Origin of the sequence: Sphingomonas sp. BAUL-RG-20F-R05-02 (genome assembly GCF_022662305.1) — a bacterium.
Classification (GTDB): Bacteria; Pseudomonadota; Alphaproteobacteria; order Sphingomonadales; family Sphingomonadaceae; genus Sphingomonas.
Map to the genome: position 1 here is coordinate 362,968 of NZ_JAKNQH010000001.1, position 20,073 is coordinate 383,040.

The 20,073-nt window shown below is 64.7% G+C and carries 19 protein-coding genes; 13 read left to right on the forward strand and 6 right to left on the reverse strand.

Annotated features, from left to right (window positions below; genetic code table 11):
* Position 1 precedes the first annotated feature (1 nt).
* The 4 genes from L8F97_RS01720 to L8F97_RS01735 all read right to left on the reverse strand — a co-directional run bounded on the left by L8F97_RS01720 (position 2) and on the right by L8F97_RS01735 (position 4,604).
* Positions 2 to 652 carry an inner membrane-spanning protein YciB gene (locus L8F97_RS01720; protein ID WP_313931882.1) on the reverse strand — a complete coding sequence of 217 codons (651 nt, stop codon included), beginning with the start codon at positions 650 to 652 and terminating at the stop codon, positions 2 to 4.
* A complete protein-coding gene (ftsY, locus tag L8F97_RS01725; protein ID WP_242146268.1) occupies positions 645 to 1,586 on the reverse strand; it encodes a signal recognition particle-docking protein FtsY in 942 nt (313 codons plus the stop codon). The genes L8F97_RS01720 and ftsY overlap by 8 nt, the downstream gene beginning before the upstream one ends.
* Positions 1,583 to 2,926 carry a tRNA (N(6)-L-threonylcarbamoyladenosine(37)-C(2))-methylthiotransferase MtaB gene (gene mtaB, locus L8F97_RS01730; RefSeq protein ID WP_242146269.1) on the reverse strand — a complete coding sequence of 448 codons (1,344 nt, stop codon included), beginning with the start codon at positions 2,924 to 2,926 and terminating at the stop codon, positions 1,583 to 1,585. The genes ftsY and mtaB overlap by 4 nt, the downstream gene beginning before the upstream one ends.
* A 61-nt stretch (positions 2,927 to 2,987) precedes the next feature.
* Positions 2,988 to 4,604, reverse strand: coding sequence for a putative bifunctional diguanylate cyclase/phosphodiesterase (locus tag L8F97_RS01735; RefSeq protein WP_242146270.1), 1,617 nt, complete (start codon positions 4,602 to 4,604; stop codon positions 2,988 to 2,990).
* A 232-nt stretch (positions 4,605 to 4,836) separates the two neighbouring features.
* Here L8F97_RS01735 and ffh point away from each other — a divergent pair, with 232 nt between their 5' ends.
* From ffh to L8F97_RS01800, 13 genes are all read left to right on the forward strand, one after another.
* Positions 4,837 to 6,351 (forward strand): signal recognition particle protein, encoded by a 1,515-nt coding sequence (gene ffh, locus L8F97_RS01740; RefSeq protein WP_242146271.1) that lies wholly within the window; start codon positions 4,837 to 4,839, stop codon positions 6,349 to 6,351.
* Between the two features lie 46 nt (positions 6,352 to 6,397).
* Positions 6,398 to 6,817, forward strand: coding sequence for a 30S ribosomal protein S16 (gene rpsP, locus L8F97_RS01745; RefSeq protein WP_242146272.1), 420 nt, complete (start codon positions 6,398 to 6,400; stop codon positions 6,815 to 6,817).
* Entirely contained in the window at positions 6,817 to 7,317 is a 501-nt protein-coding gene (gene rimM, locus L8F97_RS01750) for a ribosome maturation factor RimM (protein ID WP_242146273.1), read from the forward strand. The genes rpsP and rimM overlap by 1 nt, the downstream gene beginning before the upstream one ends.
* Before the next feature lie 9 nt (positions 7,318 to 7,326).
* The gene (gene trmD, locus L8F97_RS01755; protein ID WP_242146274.1) at positions 7,327 to 8,058 is read left to right on the forward strand and encodes a tRNA (guanosine(37)-N1)-methyltransferase TrmD; all 732 of its coding nucleotides are present in this window, start codon (positions 7,327 to 7,329) and stop codon (positions 8,056 to 8,058) included.
* Position 8,059: 1 nt separating this feature from the next.
* A complete protein-coding gene (rplS, locus tag L8F97_RS01760) occupies positions 8,060 to 8,452 on the forward strand; it encodes a 50S ribosomal protein L19 (protein WP_242146275.1) in 393 nt (130 codons plus the stop codon).
* Between the two features lie 138 nt (positions 8,453 to 8,590).
* Positions 8,591 to 9,292 (forward strand): manganese efflux pump MntP family protein, encoded by a 702-nt coding sequence (locus tag L8F97_RS01765; RefSeq protein WP_242146276.1) that lies wholly within the window; start codon positions 8,591 to 8,593, stop codon positions 9,290 to 9,292.
* An 89-nt stretch (positions 9,293 to 9,381) separates the two neighbouring features.
* On the forward strand, positions 9,382 to 10,728 hold the full coding sequence (locus L8F97_RS01770) for a DUF418 domain-containing protein (RefSeq protein ID WP_242146277.1): 1,347 nt from the start codon (positions 9,382 to 9,384) through the stop codon (positions 10,726 to 10,728).
* Between the two features lie 229 nt (positions 10,729 to 10,957).
* A complete protein-coding gene (locus tag L8F97_RS01775) occupies positions 10,958 to 13,150 on the forward strand; it encodes a S9 family peptidase (RefSeq protein WP_242146278.1) in 2,193 nt (730 codons plus the stop codon).
* 4 nt (positions 13,151 to 13,154) lie between these two features.
* The gene (locus L8F97_RS01780; protein WP_242146279.1) at positions 13,155 to 13,871 is read left to right on the forward strand and encodes an MgtC/SapB family protein; all 717 of its coding nucleotides are present in this window, start codon (positions 13,155 to 13,157) and stop codon (positions 13,869 to 13,871) included.
* Between the two features lie 61 nt (positions 13,872 to 13,932).
* A complete protein-coding gene (locus L8F97_RS01785; RefSeq protein WP_242146280.1) occupies positions 13,933 to 14,958 on the forward strand; it encodes an aspartate-semialdehyde dehydrogenase in 1,026 nt (341 codons plus the stop codon).
* 4 nt (positions 14,959 to 14,962) lie between these two features.
* Positions 14,963 to 15,427, forward strand: coding sequence for a GFA family protein (locus tag L8F97_RS01790; RefSeq protein WP_242146281.1), 465 nt, complete (start codon positions 14,963 to 14,965; stop codon positions 15,425 to 15,427).
* The gene (locus L8F97_RS01795; protein WP_242146282.1) at positions 15,408 to 16,178 is read left to right on the forward strand and encodes an alpha/beta fold hydrolase; all 771 of its coding nucleotides are present in this window, start codon (positions 15,408 to 15,410) and stop codon (positions 16,176 to 16,178) included. Before L8F97_RS01790 ends, L8F97_RS01795 begins: the two co-directional genes overlap by 20 nt.
* A 57-nt stretch (positions 16,179 to 16,235) precedes the next feature.
* Positions 16,236 to 18,056, forward strand: a complete 1,821-nt coding sequence (locus L8F97_RS01800; RefSeq protein WP_242146283.1) for a M2 family metallopeptidase — start codon at positions 16,236 to 16,238, stop codon at positions 18,054 to 18,056.
* Between the two features lie 48 nt (positions 18,057 to 18,104).
* On the opposite strand, the gene L8F97_RS01805 is transcribed toward L8F97_RS01800, so the two are convergent.
* Together L8F97_RS01805 and L8F97_RS01810 are read right to left on the reverse strand one after the other, a co-directional pair.
* Positions 18,105 to 18,563 (reverse strand): hypothetical protein, encoded by a 459-nt coding sequence (locus L8F97_RS01805; protein ID WP_242146284.1) that lies wholly within the window; start codon positions 18,561 to 18,563, stop codon positions 18,105 to 18,107.
* Between the two features lie 61 nt (positions 18,564 to 18,624).
* Positions 18,625 to 20,073 carry an AMP nucleosidase gene (locus L8F97_RS01810; protein WP_242146285.1) on the reverse strand — a complete coding sequence of 483 codons (1,449 nt, stop codon included), beginning with the start codon at positions 20,071 to 20,073 and terminating at the stop codon, positions 18,625 to 18,627.

Here is a 20,073-nt window from a genome sequence, read left to right on the forward strand (position 1 = left end):
GTTAACCCTCGGGCGGCACCGGCGGCTTGTCATCGCTCAGCGTCAGGCCGTGCTTCATCAGCATCGGCACGTTGGCGACCGCGAACAGCAGCGTGATGATGACGCAGCCAGGCATCTTGTACCAAACCCACGCGTTCCAGCCGGCGTCCTTGCCCCAGGCGGCGAGCGTACCGCGCCACACCGCTTCGTTGGCGATCGCCATCAGGATGAAGAACACCGCCCAGTTACGCGTCAGCTTGCGCCAGCCTGCCGCATCCAGCCCGGGGTAGGCGGTTTCGAGCAACTGCTGGAGCAGCGGTCGCCCGGTCATCCAGCCGAACAGCAGGATGCCGCCGAACAGCGCGTAGACGAACGTCGGCTTCATCTGGATGAACTGCTGATCGTGGAAATAGATCGTCAGCCCGCCGAACACGAGCACCAGCGCGCCGGTAATCCACAGCATCGGCGAGATCGAGCCGAGTTTAATCTGCGAGAATATCAGCGCGATCACCTCGGCGATCATAAAGGCGATCGTCGCCGCGATCGCCTTGGCGACCACCGGGCCGGGCGCGAGGAAATTGACCGCGAAGAACACCGCGAGCGGGCCGTAGTCCACCGCCATGCGCAGCATCGGCGCGTTGACCGGCTTGTTATCCGTAGATCCGTTAGCCACGGGGCCGCACTCCATCGACACCGGCGATGATCCGCGACACTTCGTTGGGGTCGAATGGGCGCAGATCGCCCATACCTTCGCCGACGCCGATCGCATGGATGGGCAGGCCGTATTTCTCTGCCGCCGCCACCAGGATGCCGCCGCGTGCCGAGCCGTCGAGCTTGGTCATGACGAGGCCGGTGACGCCCGCCATCTCCTTGAACACCTCGATCTGGCTGAGCGCATTCTGGCCGGTGGTCGCATCCAGCACCAGCACCACGTCATGTGGCGCGGCGGGGTTGAGGCGGCCGAGCACGCGGCGGATCTTGGACAGTTCATCCATCAGTTCACGCTTGTTCTGGAGCCGCCCGGCAGTGTCGACGATCAGCACGTCGGTGCCGATCTCGGTCGCCTGCTTCACCGCCTCGTAGACGATGCCGGCGGCGTCGCCGCCTTCCTTGCCGCGCACCAGCGGTACACCGGCGCGCTCGGCCCAGGTGGCAAGCTGACCGATCGCGGCGGCGCGAAACGTGTCGCCCGCCGCCAGCATCACCGCGTAATCCTGTTCCTTTAGCCAGTGCGCGAGCTTGGCGATGGTTGTGGTCTTGCCCGAGCCGTTGACGCCGATGACGAGGATCACCTGCGGACGGGGGAACGCCTCGATTTCCAATGGCTTCGCGACCGTTTCAAGCACCTTCTCGATTTCCTCGGCGACGGTCAGGCGGATGCCGAGATCCTCCATGTCGCGTTCGTAAATGCCGGCGGACAGCCGGTCGCGGATGCGCGCGGCGGTCTGCGGGCCAAGGTCCGAGGCGATCAGCGCCTCCTCGATCTCGTCGAGCGTCTCGTTGTCGAGCGGCGCGGTGCCGAGGCCGACGAGATTGCCGATCAACCGATCAGAGGTGCGTTTGAAGCCGCCGAGCAGGCGCTCGTGCCAGCCGGGAGTGGTGCTCATGCGAAAACGTCTTTCTGTACCGTCCCCGGCGCAGACCGGGATACAGTTGCGGAGGTGGAGGTAACCGAGCGCGGCGCTTGGTCAGGGGCGTCCCCCGACCGGACCCCGGCCTGCGCCGGGGATGCGATAAGGGTGGAGCCGTCTACACGGTCGATCGTCACGCGTGCGATGCTGCCGACGTCCGTCGGGGGTATCCACACCTCGGCGAAGTTGCCGGCGTGGCCACGATCGCCCGGCCGCTCGACCAGCACGTCCTGCGTCGTGCCGATCAAACCGCGCAGCCACGTTGCCTTGCGGGCTGCCGCCGCAGCGCGAAGCTCCGCCGCGCGTGCCTTGGCGATCGCGACCGGCACCTGCGGCATCCGCGCCGCCGGGGTGCCGGTGCGCGGGGAATAGGGGAAGATGTGCGCATGGACGATATTGCAATCCTCGATCAGCGCACGCGTATTGGCGAACATCGCATCGTCCTCGGTCGGGAAGCCGGCGATCAGGTCGGCGCCGATCGCGATCTCCGGACGTGCCGTCTTCAATCGCGCGACCAGCGCCACCGCCTGCGCGCGGCTATGACGGCGCTTCATGCGCTTGAGGATCATGTCGTCGCCAGCCTGAAACGACAGATGGACATGCGGCATCACGCGCGGCTCATAGGCGATCAACTCGAACAGCAGATCGTCTATCTCCACTGAATCGAGCGACGACAGCCGCAGTCGCGCCAGCCCCGGCACGTATGCGAGGATCCGCTCGACCAGCATGCCCAGCGACGGCGCACCCGGCAGATCCGGGCCATAACTGGTGAGATCGACCCCGGTCAGCACCACTTCGCGATAGCCGGCATCGACCAGCGCGGCGATCCGGTCGATCACGCCGCCTGCCGGCACCGAGCGGCTGTTGCCGCGCCCGAACGGGATCGCGCAGAAGGTGCAGCGGTGGTCGCAGCCGTTCTGCACCTCGACAAAGGCGCGGGCGTGCGCGGCGAAGGCGCTGGCGAGATGCGGCGCCGTCTCGCGCACCTGCATGATGTCGCCGACGAGGACGGGTGCGGCGGCTGCCCAGGCTGACGAGGTCAGCTTCTCGGCGTTGCCGATCACCCGGTCCACTTCCGCCATCGCGGCAAATCCGGCCGGGTCGATCTGCGCTGCACACCCGGTCACGACGATCTCCGCACCCGGCCGCTCGCGGCGCGCGCGGCGGATCGCGGCGCGCGTTTCCGCGACGGCGGTGTTGGTGACGGCGCAACTATTGACCACCACCGTGTCCTGCCCGGCCAGCAGCGTACGAATCGTCTCGCTCTCGGCGATGTTGAGCCGACAGCCGAGACTGATGACATGGGGATCAGCCATCAGCGTGGCCGGGGCGGTCGTTCATGCGGGTGATCTAGGGATCACGGGCACGCATGTCCATCTAGCCAAGACTACGCCGGTGGTGTCCGATCGGCTGGGCGGGCTGACGCAACAGTCCGCGCTGCGCAAGGAGGCGGCGCGTGTTCGCAGTGTTCGCCGGTTGGGCATAGTGATACCCCTGACCGCGCGCGCAGCCGAGCAGGCGCAGCCGCTCCTCAGCGGCAGCATTTTCGATGCCGACGGCGGTGATCGGCAGATTGAAACATTCTCCAAGCCTAGCGACGGCGTTGACCGTGACCGCACGGTCCGGATCGTCGGCCATGGCACCGATGAAGTCGTGGTTGATCTTGATCCGGTCAAAAGTGGCGGCCCGCAGATGCGCAAGGCTGGAGAAGCCGCTGCCGAACTCGTCGAGCACCAGCCCCACGCCCTGATTGTTCAGGCTGGTGAGGATAGACTGCACCAGCGGCAGATTGTCGAACAGCGCAGCCTCCGTTACCTCCACCTCAAGCCGATTGGCCGGAAAGGCCGTCTCCGTCAGTACCTTGATGATCTTCTGTGCGAGCCATGCATCCTTGAGCTGGCGCGGCCCGAGATTTATCGAAAGCGTCAGCGTCGGGTCCCAATCGCGCGCGGCGAGGAATGCCTGCCGCATTACCGACAGCGAAAGATCGGCGATCATGCCGGTGCGTTCCGCGATCGGCACGAACATCGCCGGAACGATGATCGCGCCGTTGGGCTGCTCCCAGCGCGCGAGCACCTCGAAGCCGCACAACTTTCCAGTCAGCAGATCGATCTGCTGCTCGAAATACGGTGCGATCTCCTGCCGCTGGATCGCGTCGCGCAAGCTCGTTTCCAGCGCGATGCGCGCCTCCTGCTCGCGCTCCATCGAGCGATCGAACCAGGCGAAGCGGTTTCTGCCGGCGTTCTTCGCGGCATAGAGCGCGCTGTCGGCATTGCGGAGCAACGCATCGATGCTCACGCAACCATGATCGGACCGCGCGATCCCTACCGAAGCACTGATGTTGAGCAGCAGTTCCTCGCATCTGAAAGGCTGGGCGAGTTTGCTGATGATACGATCGGCCACGCGCTCGACAGGCCCGGGGTGGGTTGAGTCGAACAGGAAAGTGCAGGCGAATTCATCCCCGCCGATCCGCGCCGACAATGCGCCTGTCGGGAGGACCTCGGCGATCGCGGCAGCGACCTGTCGCAGCAGCGCATCGCCGACGGCGTGTCCGTGCAGGTCGTTGATCTCCTTGAAATGATCGAGATCGATTATCACGAGCGCCACCGCCTTGTAGCGGCGGGCGGCGTTGACAAGCATCGTACCGCCGTCCTCGGCCAAACTGCGACGGTTCAGAAATCCGGTCAGCGGATCGCGCGCGGCGAGCAGGTGGGCACGTTGCTCGGCCGCAGTGTGGACGGCGACTTCGGTGGACAAGTCTCGCTGGCGTCGCCAGCCGAACAGGATCAGTGCGACATTCAGCAACAGCGCGATGACAAGCGTTCGATCGATCTGCGACCCGCCCGACACATAAGCGCTAAGCACCTTCGAGAGCACCGCACTGCCGATACCGACGAACAGTATGATCGCGGACACGGTGATCGCGTCGATCCAAAGCTTTTGACGAGGCATCGCCTTGTGGCCTGCGCCTTCCTCGCCGTGTTCCAATCCCATTACTTTTTCCTGAAATCTCCGCCACCGGTTCATGCCAGCGAGCAGTGTATTTCAGGTTAAGCGCTAGCGGCTTGCCGGAGGGACGCGGAGCCGTTAAGAGAACGGCTGTTCGTTTCCTTGCGGGGATTCGTAAAAGGCTCGCCCCATGGGGTAACGCCGGCCGACGAGGTTTCGTCCGCCGGCGTCTTTTGCGTTTTCCAGCGGGTAGGCGTTCAAAGCGGAAGGTTTATCGATGTTCGACAGTCTCAGCGATCGTCTTGGCGGTGTGTTCGATCGGTTGCGCGGCCGTGGTGCGCTGACCGAGGCGGACGTGCGTGCGGCGATGCGTGAAGTGCGCGTCGCACTGCTCGAAGCCGACGTCGCGCTGCCGGTGGCGCGCGAGTTCGTCGACAAGGCGACCGAGCTTGCGGTCGGCCAGAACGTGTTGCGCTCGGTCACGCCGGGACAGCAGGTCGTCAAGATCGTCAATGACGCGCTGGTCGAGATGCTCGGCGGCGCGGAGGGCGGCAACGCCGCCGAACTCGAGATCAACGTCTCGCCGCCTGCCGTCATCATGATGGTCGGCCTGCAAGGCTCCGGCAAGACCACCACCACCGCCAAGATCGCGCGGCGCCTGTCTAACGGGCAGGCCGGTCGCGAGCGCAAGAAGGTGTTGATGGCGTCGCTCGACGTCAACCGCCCGAACGCGCAGGAACAGCTCGCCACGCTGGGCACGCAGACCGAGGTGGCGACGCTGCCGATCGTGCCGGGCCAGCAGCCGGTCGATATCGCGCGCCGCGCCATGCAGGCCGCCAAGCTGCAAGGCTATGACGTGCTGATGCTCGATACGGCGGGCCGTCTCCACGTCGATCAGGCGCTGATGGACGAAATGCGCGCCGTCGCCGATGTGGCGAAGCCGGCGGAGATCCTGCTCGTCGTCGATGCGCTGACGGGGCAAGACGCGGTCAACGTCGCCACCAGTTTCTCGAGCCAAGTTCCGCTCACCGGCGTGGTGCTGACCCGTATGGACGGCGATGCGCGCGGCGGTGCGGCGCTGTCGATGCGCGCCGTCACCGGCAAGCCGATCAAGTTCGCCGGCACGGGCGAGAAGATGGACGCGCTCGAGCCGTTCCACCCAAGCCGTGTCGCCGGCCGCATCCTCGGCATGGGCGACGTTGTCAGCCTGGTCGAGCGCGCCGCCGAGACGATCCAGCAGGAAGATGCCGAGAAGATCGCCGCGCGGCTCGCCAAGGGCCAGTTCGATCTCAACGATCTGCGCGCGCAGCTTCAGCAGATGCGCAAGATGGGCGGCCTCGGCGCGCTCGCGGGGATGCTGCCCGGCCTCAAGAAGGCGCAGGGGGCGGTCGAGCAGGTCGGCGGCGACAAGGTGCTGATCCAGATGGATGCGATGATCGGCTCGATGACCGCCAAGGAGCGCGCCAAGCCCGAACTGCTCAACGCCAAGCGCAAGATTCGCGTCGCCAAAGGGTCTGGCACGACCGTGCAGGACGTCAACAAGCTGCTGAAAATGCATCAGGAGATGGCGAACGCCATGAAGAAGATTCGCAAGATGGGCGGATTGAAGGGCATGGCGGCAATGTTCGGCAAGGGTGGATTGGGCGGCGGCGGCATGGGCGGCCTCGGCGGTGCCGGCGCGCCGGATATCGGCAGCCTGATCGGCGGCAACAGCGGTGGTCTGCCGGGCCTGGGCGGCGGTCAGGCGAAGCTGCCGCCGGGGTTCGAGAACCTCATGAATCGCAAGAAATAATCACAGAATATCACCTCATCCGATTGAAGAAGAAGGAAATACCCTAATGGCAATCAGCATTCGTCTGTCGCGTGGCGGCTCCAAGAAGCGTCCGTACTACCGCATCGTCGTCGCCGATGCGCGCAGCCCGCGCGACGGCAAGTTCATCGAGAAGATCGGCACCTACAACCCGCTGCTCGCCAAGGACGACGAGAAGCGCATCATCCTCGACACCGAGCGTGCGAAGTACTGGCTTGGCAACGGCGCGCAGCCGACCGACCGCGTCGCCCGCTTCCTCGACGTGACCGGCGTCAAGGAGCGTCCGGCACGCAACAACCCGAACAAGGGCAAGCCTGGCGAGAAGGCCACCGAACGCGCCGAGGAGCGTGCCACCAAGCTCGCCGAGGCCGAGGAAGCCGCCAAGGCAGCAGCAGCCGCACCGGCTGAAGAAGCGCCTGCCGCTGAAGAGGCTTCGGCCGAAGCATAATGGTGCAAGATCGCCCGGTCACGCTGGCCGTCATCATTGGCGCGCATGGCGTGACGGGCGAAGTGCGGCTCAAGGTCTTCACCGAGGACCTTGGCCGCTACAAGACGCTCGGCGCCAGCACCGGGATCGCGTTGACACTCAAGTCGGCGCGCCCCGGCAGTAACGGCACGATCGCGCGCTTCGCTGAAGTCACCGATCGCAACGCGGCGGAAGCGCTGCGCGGCACGGAGTTGACCGTGCCGCGTTCCGCCTTGCCGCCGCTTGAGCCGGGCGAATATTACCACGCCGATCTGGTCGGCCTGCCGGCGGTATCCACCACCGGCGAACCGCTCGGCCATGTCGTCAGCGTCGAAGACTTTGGCGCAGGCGACGTGATCGAGGTTGAGCGCCCTGCGGTGGACGACAAACCCGGCGCCCGTTTCATGGTGCCGATGAACGCCGACGCCGTGCCCGAATGGGACGCGGAGCGGCTGGTGATTGATGCCGCATTCGTGGTCTGAGCCACTGGCATGACCTTCCCCGCGACCATCCTCACCTTATACCCGGACATGTTCCCCGGTCCGCTCGGGCTTTCGCTCGCCGGGCGCGCGCTGGCGGAGGGCCGGTGGAGCCTTGATGCGCGCAACATCCGCGACTTCGCGACCGACCGGCATCGCACTGTTGATGATACGCCGGCCGGGGGCGGGGCGGGGATGGTGCTGCGCGCCGATGTTCTTGCCGCCGCGATCGACAGCGTCGCCACCGATGCGCCGCTGATCGCGATGACTCCGCGCGGGAAGCCGCTCGGCCAACCGCGTGTACGCGAGCTTGCCGCCGGCCCCGGCGTGACCATCCTGTGCGGCCGGTTCGAGGGGTTCGACGAGCGCATCTTCGCCGCCCGTCAGATCGAGGAGGTCTCGATCGGCGACTATGTCCTGTCGGGCGGCGAGATGGGCGCGCTGGTGCTGCTCGACGCTTGCATTCGGCTGCTCCCCGGCGTAATGGGCGCGGCTTCCAGCGGGGATGACGAGAGCTTCGAAAGCGGCCTGCTCGAATACCCGCAATATACCCGACCTCAGCAATGGGAAGGGCGCACGATCCCCGAAGTGCTGCGATCGGGGGATCATGCGAGGATCGCGGCCTGGCGAAAGCACATGGCCGAGACCGAGACACGGCTACGGAGGCCGGACCTTTGGGAACGCTACGACGGCGTTCGGGTCCAGTCTCCCTCTGGCGCGCGGCGACTGATGAAGGACGAATGAGATGAATCTCATCCAGACGATCGAAGCCGAGAACATCGCGAAGTTCCTCGAAGCCAAGAAGATCCCTGAATTCCGCCCGGGCGACACGCTCAAGGTCGGCGTGAAGGTGGTCGAAGGCGACCGTACCCGCGTCCAGAACTACGAAGGCGTGTGCATCGCGCGTTCGAACAAGGGCATGGGCTCGAACTTCACCGTGCGGAAAATCAGCTTCGGTGAGGGCGTGGAGCGCGTGTTCCCGCTGTATTCGCCGAACATCGATAGCATCGAAGTCGTCCGCAAGGGTGCGGTGCGTCGTGCGAAGCTTTATTACCTGCGTGGTCGTACCGGCAAGTCGGCGCGTATCGCCGAGCGCCGCGACAACCGTCCGGCGAAGGGCACCGTCGCGGCCGAATAAGCCGCGAACGCCCGCGAGGCGTTACGAAAAGGGCGCTGGGACGAAGGTTCCGGCGCCCTTTTTTGTTGTTACGGAGGCGGCGCGCTGATACCCCGCGCCGCAGTTGGGGAGTAGCATCCGGCCGCCCACGCCGGGGACGTGTCAACATACTTGCGCCTGCGTGGCGCATGGCACGGCCAGCGGAGCATACCGCCTTGCGAGACCAGCACGCTCCACACCGCACCGGCCGGTATGGGGCGTGCTGTCGCGCGTCCGGTGAGTTTCGCTATGAGCCCCGTCTCGATCGCCATCCTGTCGTTAAGCATGTCCGCCGATGCGTTCGCCGCCGCGATCGGGCGCGGTGCCGCGCGCCGCCCGAGCATTGCGGGCGCGCTGCGCAGCGGCATGGTGTTCGGCATGATCGAGGGAGTGACGCCGCTGGTCGGCTGGGCCGTGGGTGTCGCCGCCAGTGCCTATGTCGCCTCGATCGATCACTGGATCGCGTTCGTGCTGCTGGCCGCAGTGGGCGGCAAGATGATCTGGGAGGCGATCCGCCGCGACGGCGAGCGGAACGAGACCGGGACCGAGGGCAATGGCATCTGGTCGCTGATCTTCACCGCAGTCGGCACCAGCATCGATGCAGCAGCGGTGGGGGTGTCGCTGGCGTTGCTCGACGTGCCGATCCTGGTCGTCTCCGCCTCGATCGGACTGTCGACGTTCGCGATGGCCACGATCGGCCTGCTGATCGGCCGGGCGGTGGGTGGGCGCTTCGGCGCGATCGCGGAGCTGCTCGGTGGGATCGCTCTGGTGCTGATCGGCACCGGCATTCTTGCCGAACACCTCGGCTATCTGCCGGGCTGACTTAACTATGCGTATTATGTTTGCAACACACATGTGGCCGGTCTACGGCACCGCCTGCGGAGGGTAGGGGCCGGATGAGCGACATAGCGATGACGAGCGCCGTCGAGCCGGACGGCGCGCCCCGCATCGCGGTGCTGGACATCCTGCGCGGTGTCGCGATCCTCGGCATCCTGTTCATGAACATCAACGACATGGGCCAGTCGGTATTCGCCTCGTACAACGATATCCGACACCTCGGCTGGAGCGCGGCAGACCAGATCGCATGGACGGTCCGTGAGGTGTTCGCCAACGGCACCACCCGCTGCCTGCTGGAGATGATGTTCGGAGCGGGTATGGTGATCCTCACCAGTCGTGCGGCCGAAGCAGCGGGGCAGTATCAGGTGCTTGGCCGCTATTACTTGCGCAACCTGATCTTGCTGGTGTTCGGCCTGCTCCATGTATTCATGCTGTTATGGCCGGGCGATATCCTCCACACGTACGGAATTGCCGCGCTGATCGCGTTTCTGTTCGTCCAACTGCCGGGCAAGTGGCTGGTAGTGGTAGGACTGAACATGGCGGTGTTCACCTTCATCAGCGGCGTATCGGACATCACTGTCGCCACGCAACGCAGCGCGGCGCTTGCCGGGATCACGGTCGAACAGCGTGCCGGCCTGCCCCTGAGCGGCGGCGACCAGCAGGCAATCGCCGATGCGGCGAGGGCGCGCGCGCGCAAGACTGCCATCACGCGGGAGATGGCGGCGCTCGTCACGAGGGAGGATCGGGACCGGCGTGGTACCCCTATCACATGGGTACAGGCGCAATGGCGCACCTTCATGGTGATCGAGGGCTATGGTCTTGAGGTCCTCTATGTGTGGGAAGCCGCCTCGACGATGCTGATCGGCGCGGGGCTGTTCAAGCTCGGCGTGTTGCAGGGCGGTCGATCGCGCGCCTTTTACCTGGGCATGGCGGTGATCGGCTATGCAGTCGGCATCGCGTTGCGCGGGGTCGCGGCGTGGCAGGTCATGCAGTTTGATACGGCGCCACAAATCGACTGGGCGACGGCCGAGGCCGGGCGGCTGGCGATGACGCTCGGCCATCTCGGCGCGATCAACGCACTGACGATGACGGTGATCGGCGCGCGTTTGCTGCGCCCGTTCGTCGCGGCGGGGCGGACTGCGTTGACGCTCTACATCGCGCAGACGATCATCTGTCTCTGGGTGCTGTTTCCGCCGTTCGCGCTGAACCTGTACGGGCAGCTGAGTTGGGCGCCGCTGATGCTGGTTGCGGTTGCCGTCGATGCGATGTTGCTATGCGCGGCGAATATCTATCTGCGCCACCTGGACATCGCGCCAGTGGAATGGGCGTGGCGTTCGCTGCTGGAGGGGCGGCGGCTACCTTGGCGGCATCCCAAGCCTGCCCCCGCCGAAGGCCGGGACCCAGTTGCGCAACGCGGATAGACTGGCGTTGCGCTTGGTAGCCCGCGACCTTTAAGCTGGACCCCGACCTTCGCCGAAGAAGGCGATCGTAGAACAGGCCACCCCTTTACGTGCACCGCGCCGCCCGCGATAAGGCCGCATCCGCCTGCCGTTCGCGCGGGCGACGATCACCTGAGAGTTGCGGAGATGTGGTTTGCGGAAAAGCGCTTTGATCGCTGGGCTGTTGTTGATGACGGCAGCGGCGCCCCTCATGGCTGCTGAGGCGACCCCGCCCGCGCCAGGCCAGCCACAGGGGCAGCAGCCGCTCACCCTGTCGCGCGTGTTCGGCAGCCCCGATCTCGCCGGTCCGCAGCCGCGCGCGTTGCAACTGTCGCCGGATGGCACGTTGCTGACGTCGCTGCGTCCGCGTGCTGACGAGAAGGAACGGCTCGATCTGTGGGCGCGCGACACCCGCACCGGCGCGGAGCGGATGCTGGTCGATTCGCGCAAGGTCGGCAGCGGCGCGGAATTGTCCGAGACTGAGAAGATGCAGCGCGAACGCGCCCGCATCGCCGGCAGCAAGGGCATCGTCGCCTATGATTGGGCGCCCGACGGCAAGTCGATCCTCGTGCCGCTCGACGGCGATCTCTACCTCGCCACGCTCGACGGCACGGTGCGCAAGCTGACCAACCAGCCCGGCGGCCAGCTCAACCCCACCGTATCGCCGAACAGCGGCTTTATCGGTTTCGTGCGGGATCAGAACCTGTACGTCCAGCCGCTCGCCGGCGGGGCGCCCCGGGCGCTGACGCAGGATGGCGGCAAGACCGTGCACTGGGGCGAGGCCGAGTTCGTCGCGCAGGAGGAAATGCACCGATTCACCGGCTATTGGTGGTCGCCCGACGACAAGCGCATTGCGGTCGAGCGGTTCGACGAGGCTCCGGTCGGCGTCGTCACCCGGGCGGCGATCGGCGCGAATGGCACCAAGGTCTACGATCAGCGCTATCCGGCGGCGAGCACGCCCAACGCGCTGGTCGATCTTTACGTCGTCAGTCTCGATGGCGCGCAGGTGAAGGTCGATCTCGGCAGCAACCGCGACATCTACCTCGCCCGCGTCTACTGGACGCCGGATGGCTCCGCCTTGCTGGTTCAGCGCGAGAGCCGCGACCAGAAGACGCTCGACATGCTCAGTGTCGATCCCGCCACCGGCGCATCGAAGGTGCTGTTCACTGAAAAGTCGGGCGTGCGCAGCTGGCTCAACCTCAGCGATGCCTACCGGATGCTAGATGATGGCAGCCTGATCTGGTCGTCCGAGCGCACCGGCTACCGCCAGCTCTACCGCTACGTACACGGCAAGTGGACCGCGCTGACGCATGGCGACTGGGTGGTGGAATCGCTGATCGGGGTCGATCAGGCGGCGGGCAAGGTGTATCTCGTCGCCAACAAGGACGGCCCGCTCGAACAGCATGTCTACGCGCTCGACATGAAGCACGGTAACGCCGTCACCCGGCTGACCGAGGCGGGGTATTGGAACACTGCGACGATGGACGCTGCGGCCAGCCGCATCATCGTCACGCGCTCCAGCCCGAACCAGCCGCCGCAGACCTACCTCGCCGATACCGCCGGCAAGCGCGTGGCTTGGATCAACGAAAATGCGGTGGTACCGGGTCACCCCTATTACCCGTACCTCGCCGCGCACCGCGATACCCAGTTCGGCACGATCAAGGCCGATGACGGCAGCACGCTGTATTACGAGATGATTACCCCCAAGCTGGAGCCAGGCAAGAAATACCCTGTGTTCTTCCAGCATTACGGCGGCCCCGGCACCGGCCAGCAGGTCATGCGCAATTGGTTGGGGGCGCTGCCGCAGTACCTCGTCCAGCACGGCTATATTTTCTTCCAGATCGACAATCGCGGTTCATACAATCGTGGCAAGGCGTTCGAGGACCAGATCTATCGCGCAATGGGTACGGTCGAGGTGGCGGATCAGCTCGCCGGCGCGAAGTTCATCAAGAGCCAACCATTCGTCGATCCGAACAAGGTGGCGATCTACGGCTGGTCCTATGGTGGTTACATGACGCTGAAGATGCTGGAGGCGAACCAGGGCGTCTATGCGGCAGGTGTGTCCGGCGCGCCGGTGACGAAGTGGGAGCTCTACGACACCCATTACACCGAACGCTACATGGGCAGCCCGACCAAAGACGCAGCCGCTTACGCCAGGTCCGACGCTTTGGGTGACGCCACGAAGATCGCCGATCCGCTGTTGCTGATCCACGGCATGGCCGACGATAACGTCGTGTTCGAGAACTCGACCGCGTTCGCCGCCGAGATGCAGAAGAACGATCGTCCGTTCGAGATGATGTTCTACCCCGGCTATACCCACCGCGTCGGGGGGCCGGGAATCAGCGAGCATCTCTGGCATACGATCCTGAGCTTTCTCGATCGCAACGTGAAGAACAAGCCGTAAGCCCATGCGATTCCTGACGACCTTCCACCTGTGGCCGTTCCTGGACACGGTCGTCAGTTATCTCACCGCCTTCGTGCTCGGCACCCTGATCGGTGCCGAGCGCCAATACCGCCAGCGCACGGCGGGACTGCGGACCAACGCGCTGGTCGCGCTCGGCTCGGCGGCGTTCGTCGATCTGGGCCAGCGGCTGGGCGGCGATGTCGAGTCGATCCGCATTATCGCCTATGTCGTGTCGGGGATCGGCTTCCTCGGCGCGGGCGTCATCATGAAGGAGGGGATGAACGTCCGCGGCCTCAACACCGCGGCGACCCTGTGGTGTTCGGCTGCGGTCGGTTCGATCGCGGGCAGCGACATGATCGCGGAAGCCGTCCTGCTCACCGTCTGCGTCATCCTCGTCAACACCGTGCTGCGGCCGCTGGTCGACGCGATCAACCGCATCCCGATCGAGGGTCGCAGCGTCGAGGCGACGTACAGCGTCACCATCACCACCGTGCCCGAGGCGGCCGGGCCGATGGGCGACCTCCTCACCGAACATCTCGATACCGCGCAACTGCCGGTCGCCGAACTCGATATCGTCCCGCGCGGGGAGGACCGCGTCGAGATCGTCGCCAAGCTGGTCAGCACCAATGTCGATGCCGCCGAACTCGACGCGCTGACCGATCATCTCGGCAAGGTGCACGGCATCACCCATGCGACATGGCAGGCGCGCACGCACGATTAGGAAAGCGGGTGGACGCAGCCGCGCAATCTCGCTACGCGCAGCGCCCGAATTGGAGAACATCATGGGTTATCGGATCGTCGTCGCAGGGGCCACCGGCAATGTCGGGCGCGAAATGCTGAACATTCTGGCGGAGCGCGAGTTTCCGGCGGACGAGATCGCCGTCGTCGCATCCTCGCGCAGCCAGGGCGACGAGGTCGATTTCGGCGAGACCGGCAAGAAGCTCAAGATCCAGAACATCGAACATTTCGATCCGACCGGGTGGGACATGGCGCTGTTCGCGATCGGTTCGGACGCGACCAAGATCCACGCGCCGCGCTTCGCCGCCGCCGGTTGCACGGTGATCGACAATTCGTCGCTGTACCGGATGGACCCGGACGTGCCGCTGATCGTGCCGGAGGTGAACCCGGAGGCGATCGAGGGCTATCGCGCCAAGAACATCATCGCCAACCCGAACTGCTCGACCGCGCAGATGGTCGTCGCCTTGAAGCCGCTGCATGACGCCGCGAAGATCAAGCGCGTCGTCGTCGCGACCTATCAATCGGTGTCGGGCGCGGGCAAGGCCGGCATGGACGAACTGTTCGAACAGAGCCGCAACATCTTCGTCGGCGACAGCGCCGAGGCGAAGAAGTTCACCAAGCAGATCGCCTTCAACGTGATCCCGCACATCGACAGCTTCCTCGACGACGGCTCCACCAAGGAAGAGTGGAAGATGGTGGTCGAAACCAAAAAGATCCTCGATCCCAAGATCAAGGTTCATGCCACCTGCGTGCGCGTCCCGGTGTTCGTCGGTCATTCGGAAGCGATCAACATCGAATTCGAGAACGAGCTCTCCGCCGAGGACGCGCAAAAAATTCTGCGCGAGGCCCCCGGCGTGATGCTGGTGGATAAGCGCGAGGACGGTGGATACGTCACACCGGTCGAATGCGTCGGCGAATATGCCACCTTCATCAGCCGCGTGCGCGAAGACCCTACGGTGGAGAACGGCCTGTCGCTGTGGTGTGTGTCGGATAACCTGCGCAAGGGTGCGGCGCTTAACGCAGTGCAGATCGCCGAGTTGCTCGGGCGCCGCCACCTGCAAAAGGACTGATGTCATGGCGACCGCCGGTCCTCCTGAAATGATGACCGGCGGTTGCCAGTGCGGTCGCATCCGTTATGCGGTGCGGATCGATAGCGACGACGCGTATCTGTGCCACTGTCGGATGTGCCAGCGCGCCACCGGCGGCGTGTCGATCGCCTTCAAGGGCGTGGCGATCGCCGATCTCACCTGGACGACGCAAGCGCCCGACCGCTACCGATCCTCGCCGATCGCGCAGCGCGGGTTTTGCCGGGAATGCGGAACCCCGCTGACCTTCGAGTTTGTGTCGCCCGACGAAACGATGGACGTTACGGTGGGCAGCTTCGACCACCCCGGTCGCTTCGTGCCGCGCCACCATTTCGCGACGGAAAGCCTGCACGAAGCATGGATCGACACGCACACCCTGCCGCGGATAAGGAGCGAGGATAATCCCTCGACCTCGAACCGCTGGATGGACGCCGTTGGCAAGCTCTCCGACTGACCGACCCGAACCGCAATATTTCGACAGCTTCGACGGCAAGCGAATTGCCTGGTACGAGATGGGCGAGGGCAAGCCGCTGGTCCTGATCCACGGCTATTTCTCGGACGCGTTCACCAACTGGATCCGCTACGGCCACGCCGCGGTGATCGCCGCGCGCGGATTCCGCGTCATCATGCCCGATCTGCGCGCGCACGGCAGCAGCGCCAAACCGCACGATGCCGCCAGCTACCCGCCCGACGTGCTGATGCGCGATGCTTTCGCGCTGGTCGAACATTTGGCGCTAAGCAATTACGATCTCGCCGGATATTCTCTGGGCGGGCGCACCGTGATGCGGATGCTGGCAAACGGCGCGACACCGCGCCGCGCGGTTTTGTCGGGCATGGGCTATCAGGGGATCATCGATACCCACGGGCGGGGGCGATATTTCCGCAACGTCCTTACCAATCTTGGCAGTTTCGAACGCGGCACCACCGAGTGGATGACGGAGGCGTTCCTAAAGACCACCAAAGGCGACCCGCAGGCGCTGCTCCGCATTCTCGACACGTTCGTCGACACGCCGCCCGCTACCATCGCCGGTATCGCCACGCCGACGCTGGTGCTGACTGGTGTTGAGGATCACGACAACGGTTCCGGCGCGGAACTGGCGATGGCACTGCCGAACGGCAGCTTCCGCGAGATCCCCGGCAACCACATGAACGCGGTGATGAAGCCCGAGCTCGGCACGGAAATCGCCAACTTCCTCGCCGCTTGACCGCGAGGGGCGGGCGGCACAGTCTGCCGCAATCAGAACGATAAAAAAGGGACATTGATGATCCGCACCGGCATTTCCACCGCCGCGCTGGCGCTTGCGCTCGCGGTTACCCCCGCGTTCGCGCAGACCACCGCACCAAAACCCACCGTCGCGCAGGCCGATGGCTTCGTCGCTGACGCCGAGAAAAATCTCGCCGATTTTTCCACGCCGACGCAGCAGGCGACGTGGATCAACGAAACCTACATAACCGATGACAGCGATGCGATCGCTGCACGGTTCGGCGCGGAAAGCACCGAAATGCAGGTGAAGTATGCGCTCGGCGCGGCACCCTTCGCGACGCTTCCCGGCCTCTCGTTCGATACCAAGCGCAAGCTCGATCTGCTGCGCGGCGGGCTGACGCTGCCTGCGCCGACCACGCCGGGCGCGGCCACCGAACTTTCCACCATCGTGACACGCATGTCCTCCGCTTACGGCAAGGGCATGGGCACGCTCAACGGCAAGCCGATCAATGGCAGCGATATCGAAGCGGCGATGGGTACCACGCGCGATCCCGCCAGGCTGAAGGAAATGTGGGTCAGCTGGCACGATCAAGTCGGCGCGCCGATGCGCAAGGACTATGCGCGGCAGGTGGTGATCGCCAATCAGGGCGCGAAGCAGCTCGGCTATGCCGACACCGGCGCGTTGTGGCGCGCCGGCTACGACATGACACCCGACCAATTTGCCGCACTCACTGACAAGCTGTGGCATCAGGTCGAGCCGCTCTATCTCGCGCTGCACACCTATGTCCGTTGGAAGCTGAACGAGAAGTACGGCGACGCGGTGCAGGCCAAGACTGGCCCGATCCGCGCCGATCTGCTCGGCAACATGTGGGCGCAGGAATGGGGCAACATCTACGATGTGGTGGCGCCGAAGGGAGCGGGCGATCTCGGCTATGATGTCGGCGATCTGCTCAAGGCCAAGGGCTACGATCCGGTCCGAATGTTCAAAACGGGTGAGGGTTTCTACACCTCGCTCGGCTTCAAACCGCTGCCCGACACGTTCTGGAAGCGGTCGCAGATCGTCAAGCCGGCCGATCGTGACGTGTTGTGCCATGCCTCGGCGTGGGACGTCGACAATGTCGATGATCTGCGCATCAAGATGTGCGCCAAGGTGAACTCGGACGATTTCACCACCATCCATCACGAGATGGGCCACAATTTCTACCAGCGGGCGTACAACACCCAGCCGTTCCTCTATAAGAACGGTGCCAACGATGGCTTCCACGAGGCGATCGGCGATTTCATCGCGCTGTCGATCACGCCCGATTACCTGGTGAAGATCGGCCTGCTCGATCCTGCCAAGGTGCCGAGCGCGGACAAGGATATTGGTCTGTTGCTGCGTCAGGCAATGGACAAGGTGGCGTTCCTGCCGTTCGGCCTGTTGATCGACAAGTGGCGCTGGGGCGTCTTCTCGGGCGCGATCCCGGAGAGCCAGTATGAGAAAGGCTGGAACGACCTGCGCCTGAAGTATCAGGGCGTAGTACCCCCGGTTGCCCGCGACGAGAGCAAGTTCGATCTGGCCGCCAAGATGCACGTGGCCGCTGGCGTGCCGTACACCCGCTACTTCCTCGCGCGCCTGCTTCAGTTCCAATTCTACCAGGCAGCGTGCAAGCAAGCCGGCTGGACCGGGCCGCTGCATCGTTGCTCGTTCTACGGCAACAAGGAGGTGGGAGCACGGCTCAATACGATGCTGGCGATGGGCCAGTCGAAGCCGTGGCCAGATGCGCTACAGGCGTTCACCGGCAGCCGCGAGATGTCGGGTCAGGCGATGGTCGACTATTTCGCGCCGCTTAAAAGCTGGCTAGATCAGCAGAACAAGGGTCATCCGACCGGTTGGTGATTTTGGCGCGCTGCCGGTGTCGTTTGGGGCGGCACCGGCAGCGTACGATCAGACGTTGGTCGACGTTGCCGCGTTGGTACCGGTGACGACCGCGTCCGGCTTTTTCTCTCCCTCGGCACCAACCGCATCCTCGATCTTGCCGACGATGGCTTCGACGGACTTCGGTTTGCGCAACGCGAATACCGCGGCACCCGCCGCCGCCACGGCAGCAACCGCGCCACCGGCAAGCGCCGGCCAACGCGTCGCCGGCTTTTTGGGCGGGCTCGCTTTAGCCTTGGTCGCGCGCTTGGCTGCGGTTGCGGGCTTTTTGGCGGGCGTTGCTGGCTTCTTCGCAGGCGGCGCCTTTGCCGGCGTTAAGGGCTTGCCTGCTGCGGCCTTTGCGGCCGATGCCTTCGCGGCGGCGGCTTTCGGCGCAGCCGCTTTCGTCGAAGTCGATTTGCTGGCGACGGTCTTGCGACCGGCGTTCTTGGCGGTGGTATCGGACTTGGAGGTGTCTTCGTCAGCCATCACGCGATCCTAATCGTTGAGGTGGCGTAACGCATGGAACTCTTCGCGGTTGCGTGTTCGATCAGCGGAACGGCGGTTCGTTGAAGGCCCGCAGTTTGCGTGAGTGAAGCTTCGCACCTTCCCGCCGCAATTCCTCGCATGCCTCGATACCGATCTTGAGATGCTCGGCGATGGCACGTTCGTAGAAGCGGTTGGCTTGCCCCGGCAACTTCAACTCGCCGTGCAGCGGCTTGTCCGACACGCACAGAAGCGTCCCGTATGGCACGCGAAATCGATAGCCCTGCGCAGCGATCGTTGCCGATTCCATGTCGATGCCGACTGCGCGGCTCAGTGAGAAGCGCAGCGCTGACTTGGAGTAACGCAGCTCCCAGTTTCGGTCGTCCGTGGTGACGATGGTGCCGGTGCGCAGGCGCCTTTTAAGCTCTTCGCCCGATTGCCCGGAGATCGTCTCGGCCGCGCGCGCCATTGCGAGTTGCACCTCGGCAATCGCCGGCACTGGGATCTCCGGCGGCAGCACGTCGTCAAGGACGTGGTCGTCGCGTAAATATGCATGCGCGAGCACATAGTCGCCGATCCGCTGGCTAGGGCGAAGACCGCCGCAATGGCCGATCATCAGCCACGCCTCAGGGCGTAGCACGGCGAGGTGGTCGCAGATCGTCTTCGCGTTGGCGGGACCGACGCCGATGTTGACAAGGGTGATGCCGGTGCCGTCCGCCGCCATGAGGTGGTAGGCCGGCATCTGGTGCCGGCGCCACGCGCTGGTATCAGCCATGAACGCCTCCACGTCGTCGCCGACATGCAGCATCCGCCCGCCTGCGCCCGACAGCGCTGAAAAGCGCGAGCCTTCGCCAAGCTGATCGAACGCCCACCGGATGAATTCATCAACATAACGATGATAATTGGTGAACAGCACAAAACGCTGAACATGCTCGGGCGGCGTGCCAGTGTAGTGCCGCAGCCGTGCGAGGGAAAAGTCGGTGCGCAATCCGTCGAACAACGCAAGCGGACGAATATCATCGGCTATGGTGTAAAGGCCATCGGCAATCTCGTCGCCGATATGGGCGAGTTCGGTGGCCGGAAAATGCCGGGACAGTTCCGCAGTGGATACAGTATCGAGCCGAAGCGCATGACCAGCGTCGATCACGTACGGGAAGGGGATCTCCTGTCGTCCCGCGACGGCGACGACTTCGACGTCGTAATCCTCAATCAGCAACGTCAGCTGTTCGATCAGATAATCCGCGAAGATCGCTGGTTTGGTGACGCTGATGCGGTATTCGCCTGCCGATACCAGCCGCCCAAAAGACCGTGGCGGGACGGTCGTGGCGCCACCGCTGTAGCGGACGTGGATCTCAGGATATGCAAAGCTGCCGTCGCGACGGCTGGCAGGGTCGGGTACGACACCGCCATCAAGATAGGCGGTCAACGCAGCCTGCAACCGTTCAACTGATGCGGAGTAGAGCCGATCGAGTTCGGCAACGATAGCGGCGGCGGGGGTGGCGATTGTCGTCAT

Bases quoted from the DNA above. Each gene is read 5' to 3' on its own strand.
- ftsY (WP_242146268.1), bottom strand. From the start codon at position 1,586: ATGAGCACCACTCCCGGCTGGCACGAGCGCCTGCTCGGCGGCTTCAAA.
- mtaB (WP_242146269.1), bottom strand. From the start codon at position 2,926: ATGGCTGATCCCCATGTCATCAGTCTCGGCTGTCGGCTCAACATCGCC.
- L8F97_RS01735 (WP_242146270.1), bottom strand. From the start codon at position 4,604: ATGGGATTGGAACACGGCGAGGAAGGCGCAGGCCACAAGGCGATGCCT.
- ffh (WP_242146271.1), top strand. From the start codon at position 4,837: ATGTTCGACAGTCTCAGCGATCGTCTTGGCGGTGTGTTCGATCGGTTG.
- rpsP (WP_242146272.1), top strand. From the start codon at position 6,398: ATGGCAATCAGCATTCGTCTGTCGCGTGGCGGCTCCAAGAAGCGTCCG.
- rimM (WP_242146273.1), top strand. From the start codon at position 6,817: ATGGTGCAAGATCGCCCGGTCACGCTGGCCGTCATCATTGGCGCGCAT.
- trmD (WP_242146274.1), top strand. From the start codon at position 7,327: ATGACCTTCCCCGCGACCATCCTCACCTTATACCCGGACATGTTCCCC.
- rplS (WP_242146275.1), top strand. From the start codon at position 8,060: ATGAATCTCATCCAGACGATCGAAGCCGAGAACATCGCGAAGTTCCTC.
- L8F97_RS01770 (WP_242146277.1), top strand. From the start codon at position 9,382: ATGACGAGCGCCGTCGAGCCGGACGGCGCGCCCCGCATCGCGGTGCTG.
- L8F97_RS01775 (WP_242146278.1), top strand. From the start codon at position 10,958: ATGGCTGCTGAGGCGACCCCGCCCGCGCCAGGCCAGCCACAGGGGCAG.
- L8F97_RS01780 (WP_242146279.1), top strand. From the start codon at position 13,155: ATGCGATTCCTGACGACCTTCCACCTGTGGCCGTTCCTGGACACGGTC.
- L8F97_RS01785 (WP_242146280.1), top strand. From the start codon at position 13,933: ATGGGTTATCGGATCGTCGTCGCAGGGGCCACCGGCAATGTCGGGCGC.
- L8F97_RS01790 (WP_242146281.1), top strand. From the start codon at position 14,963: ATGGCGACCGCCGGTCCTCCTGAAATGATGACCGGCGGTTGCCAGTGC.
- L8F97_RS01800 (WP_242146283.1), top strand. From the start codon at position 16,236: ATGATCCGCACCGGCATTTCCACCGCCGCGCTGGCGCTTGCGCTCGCG.
- L8F97_RS01805 (WP_242146284.1), bottom strand. From the start codon at position 18,563: ATGGCTGACGAAGACACCTCCAAGTCCGATACCACCGCCAAGAACGCC.
- L8F97_RS01810 (WP_242146285.1), bottom strand. From the start codon at position 20,073: ATGACGACAATCGCCACCCCCGCCGCCGCTATCGTTGCCGAACTCGAT.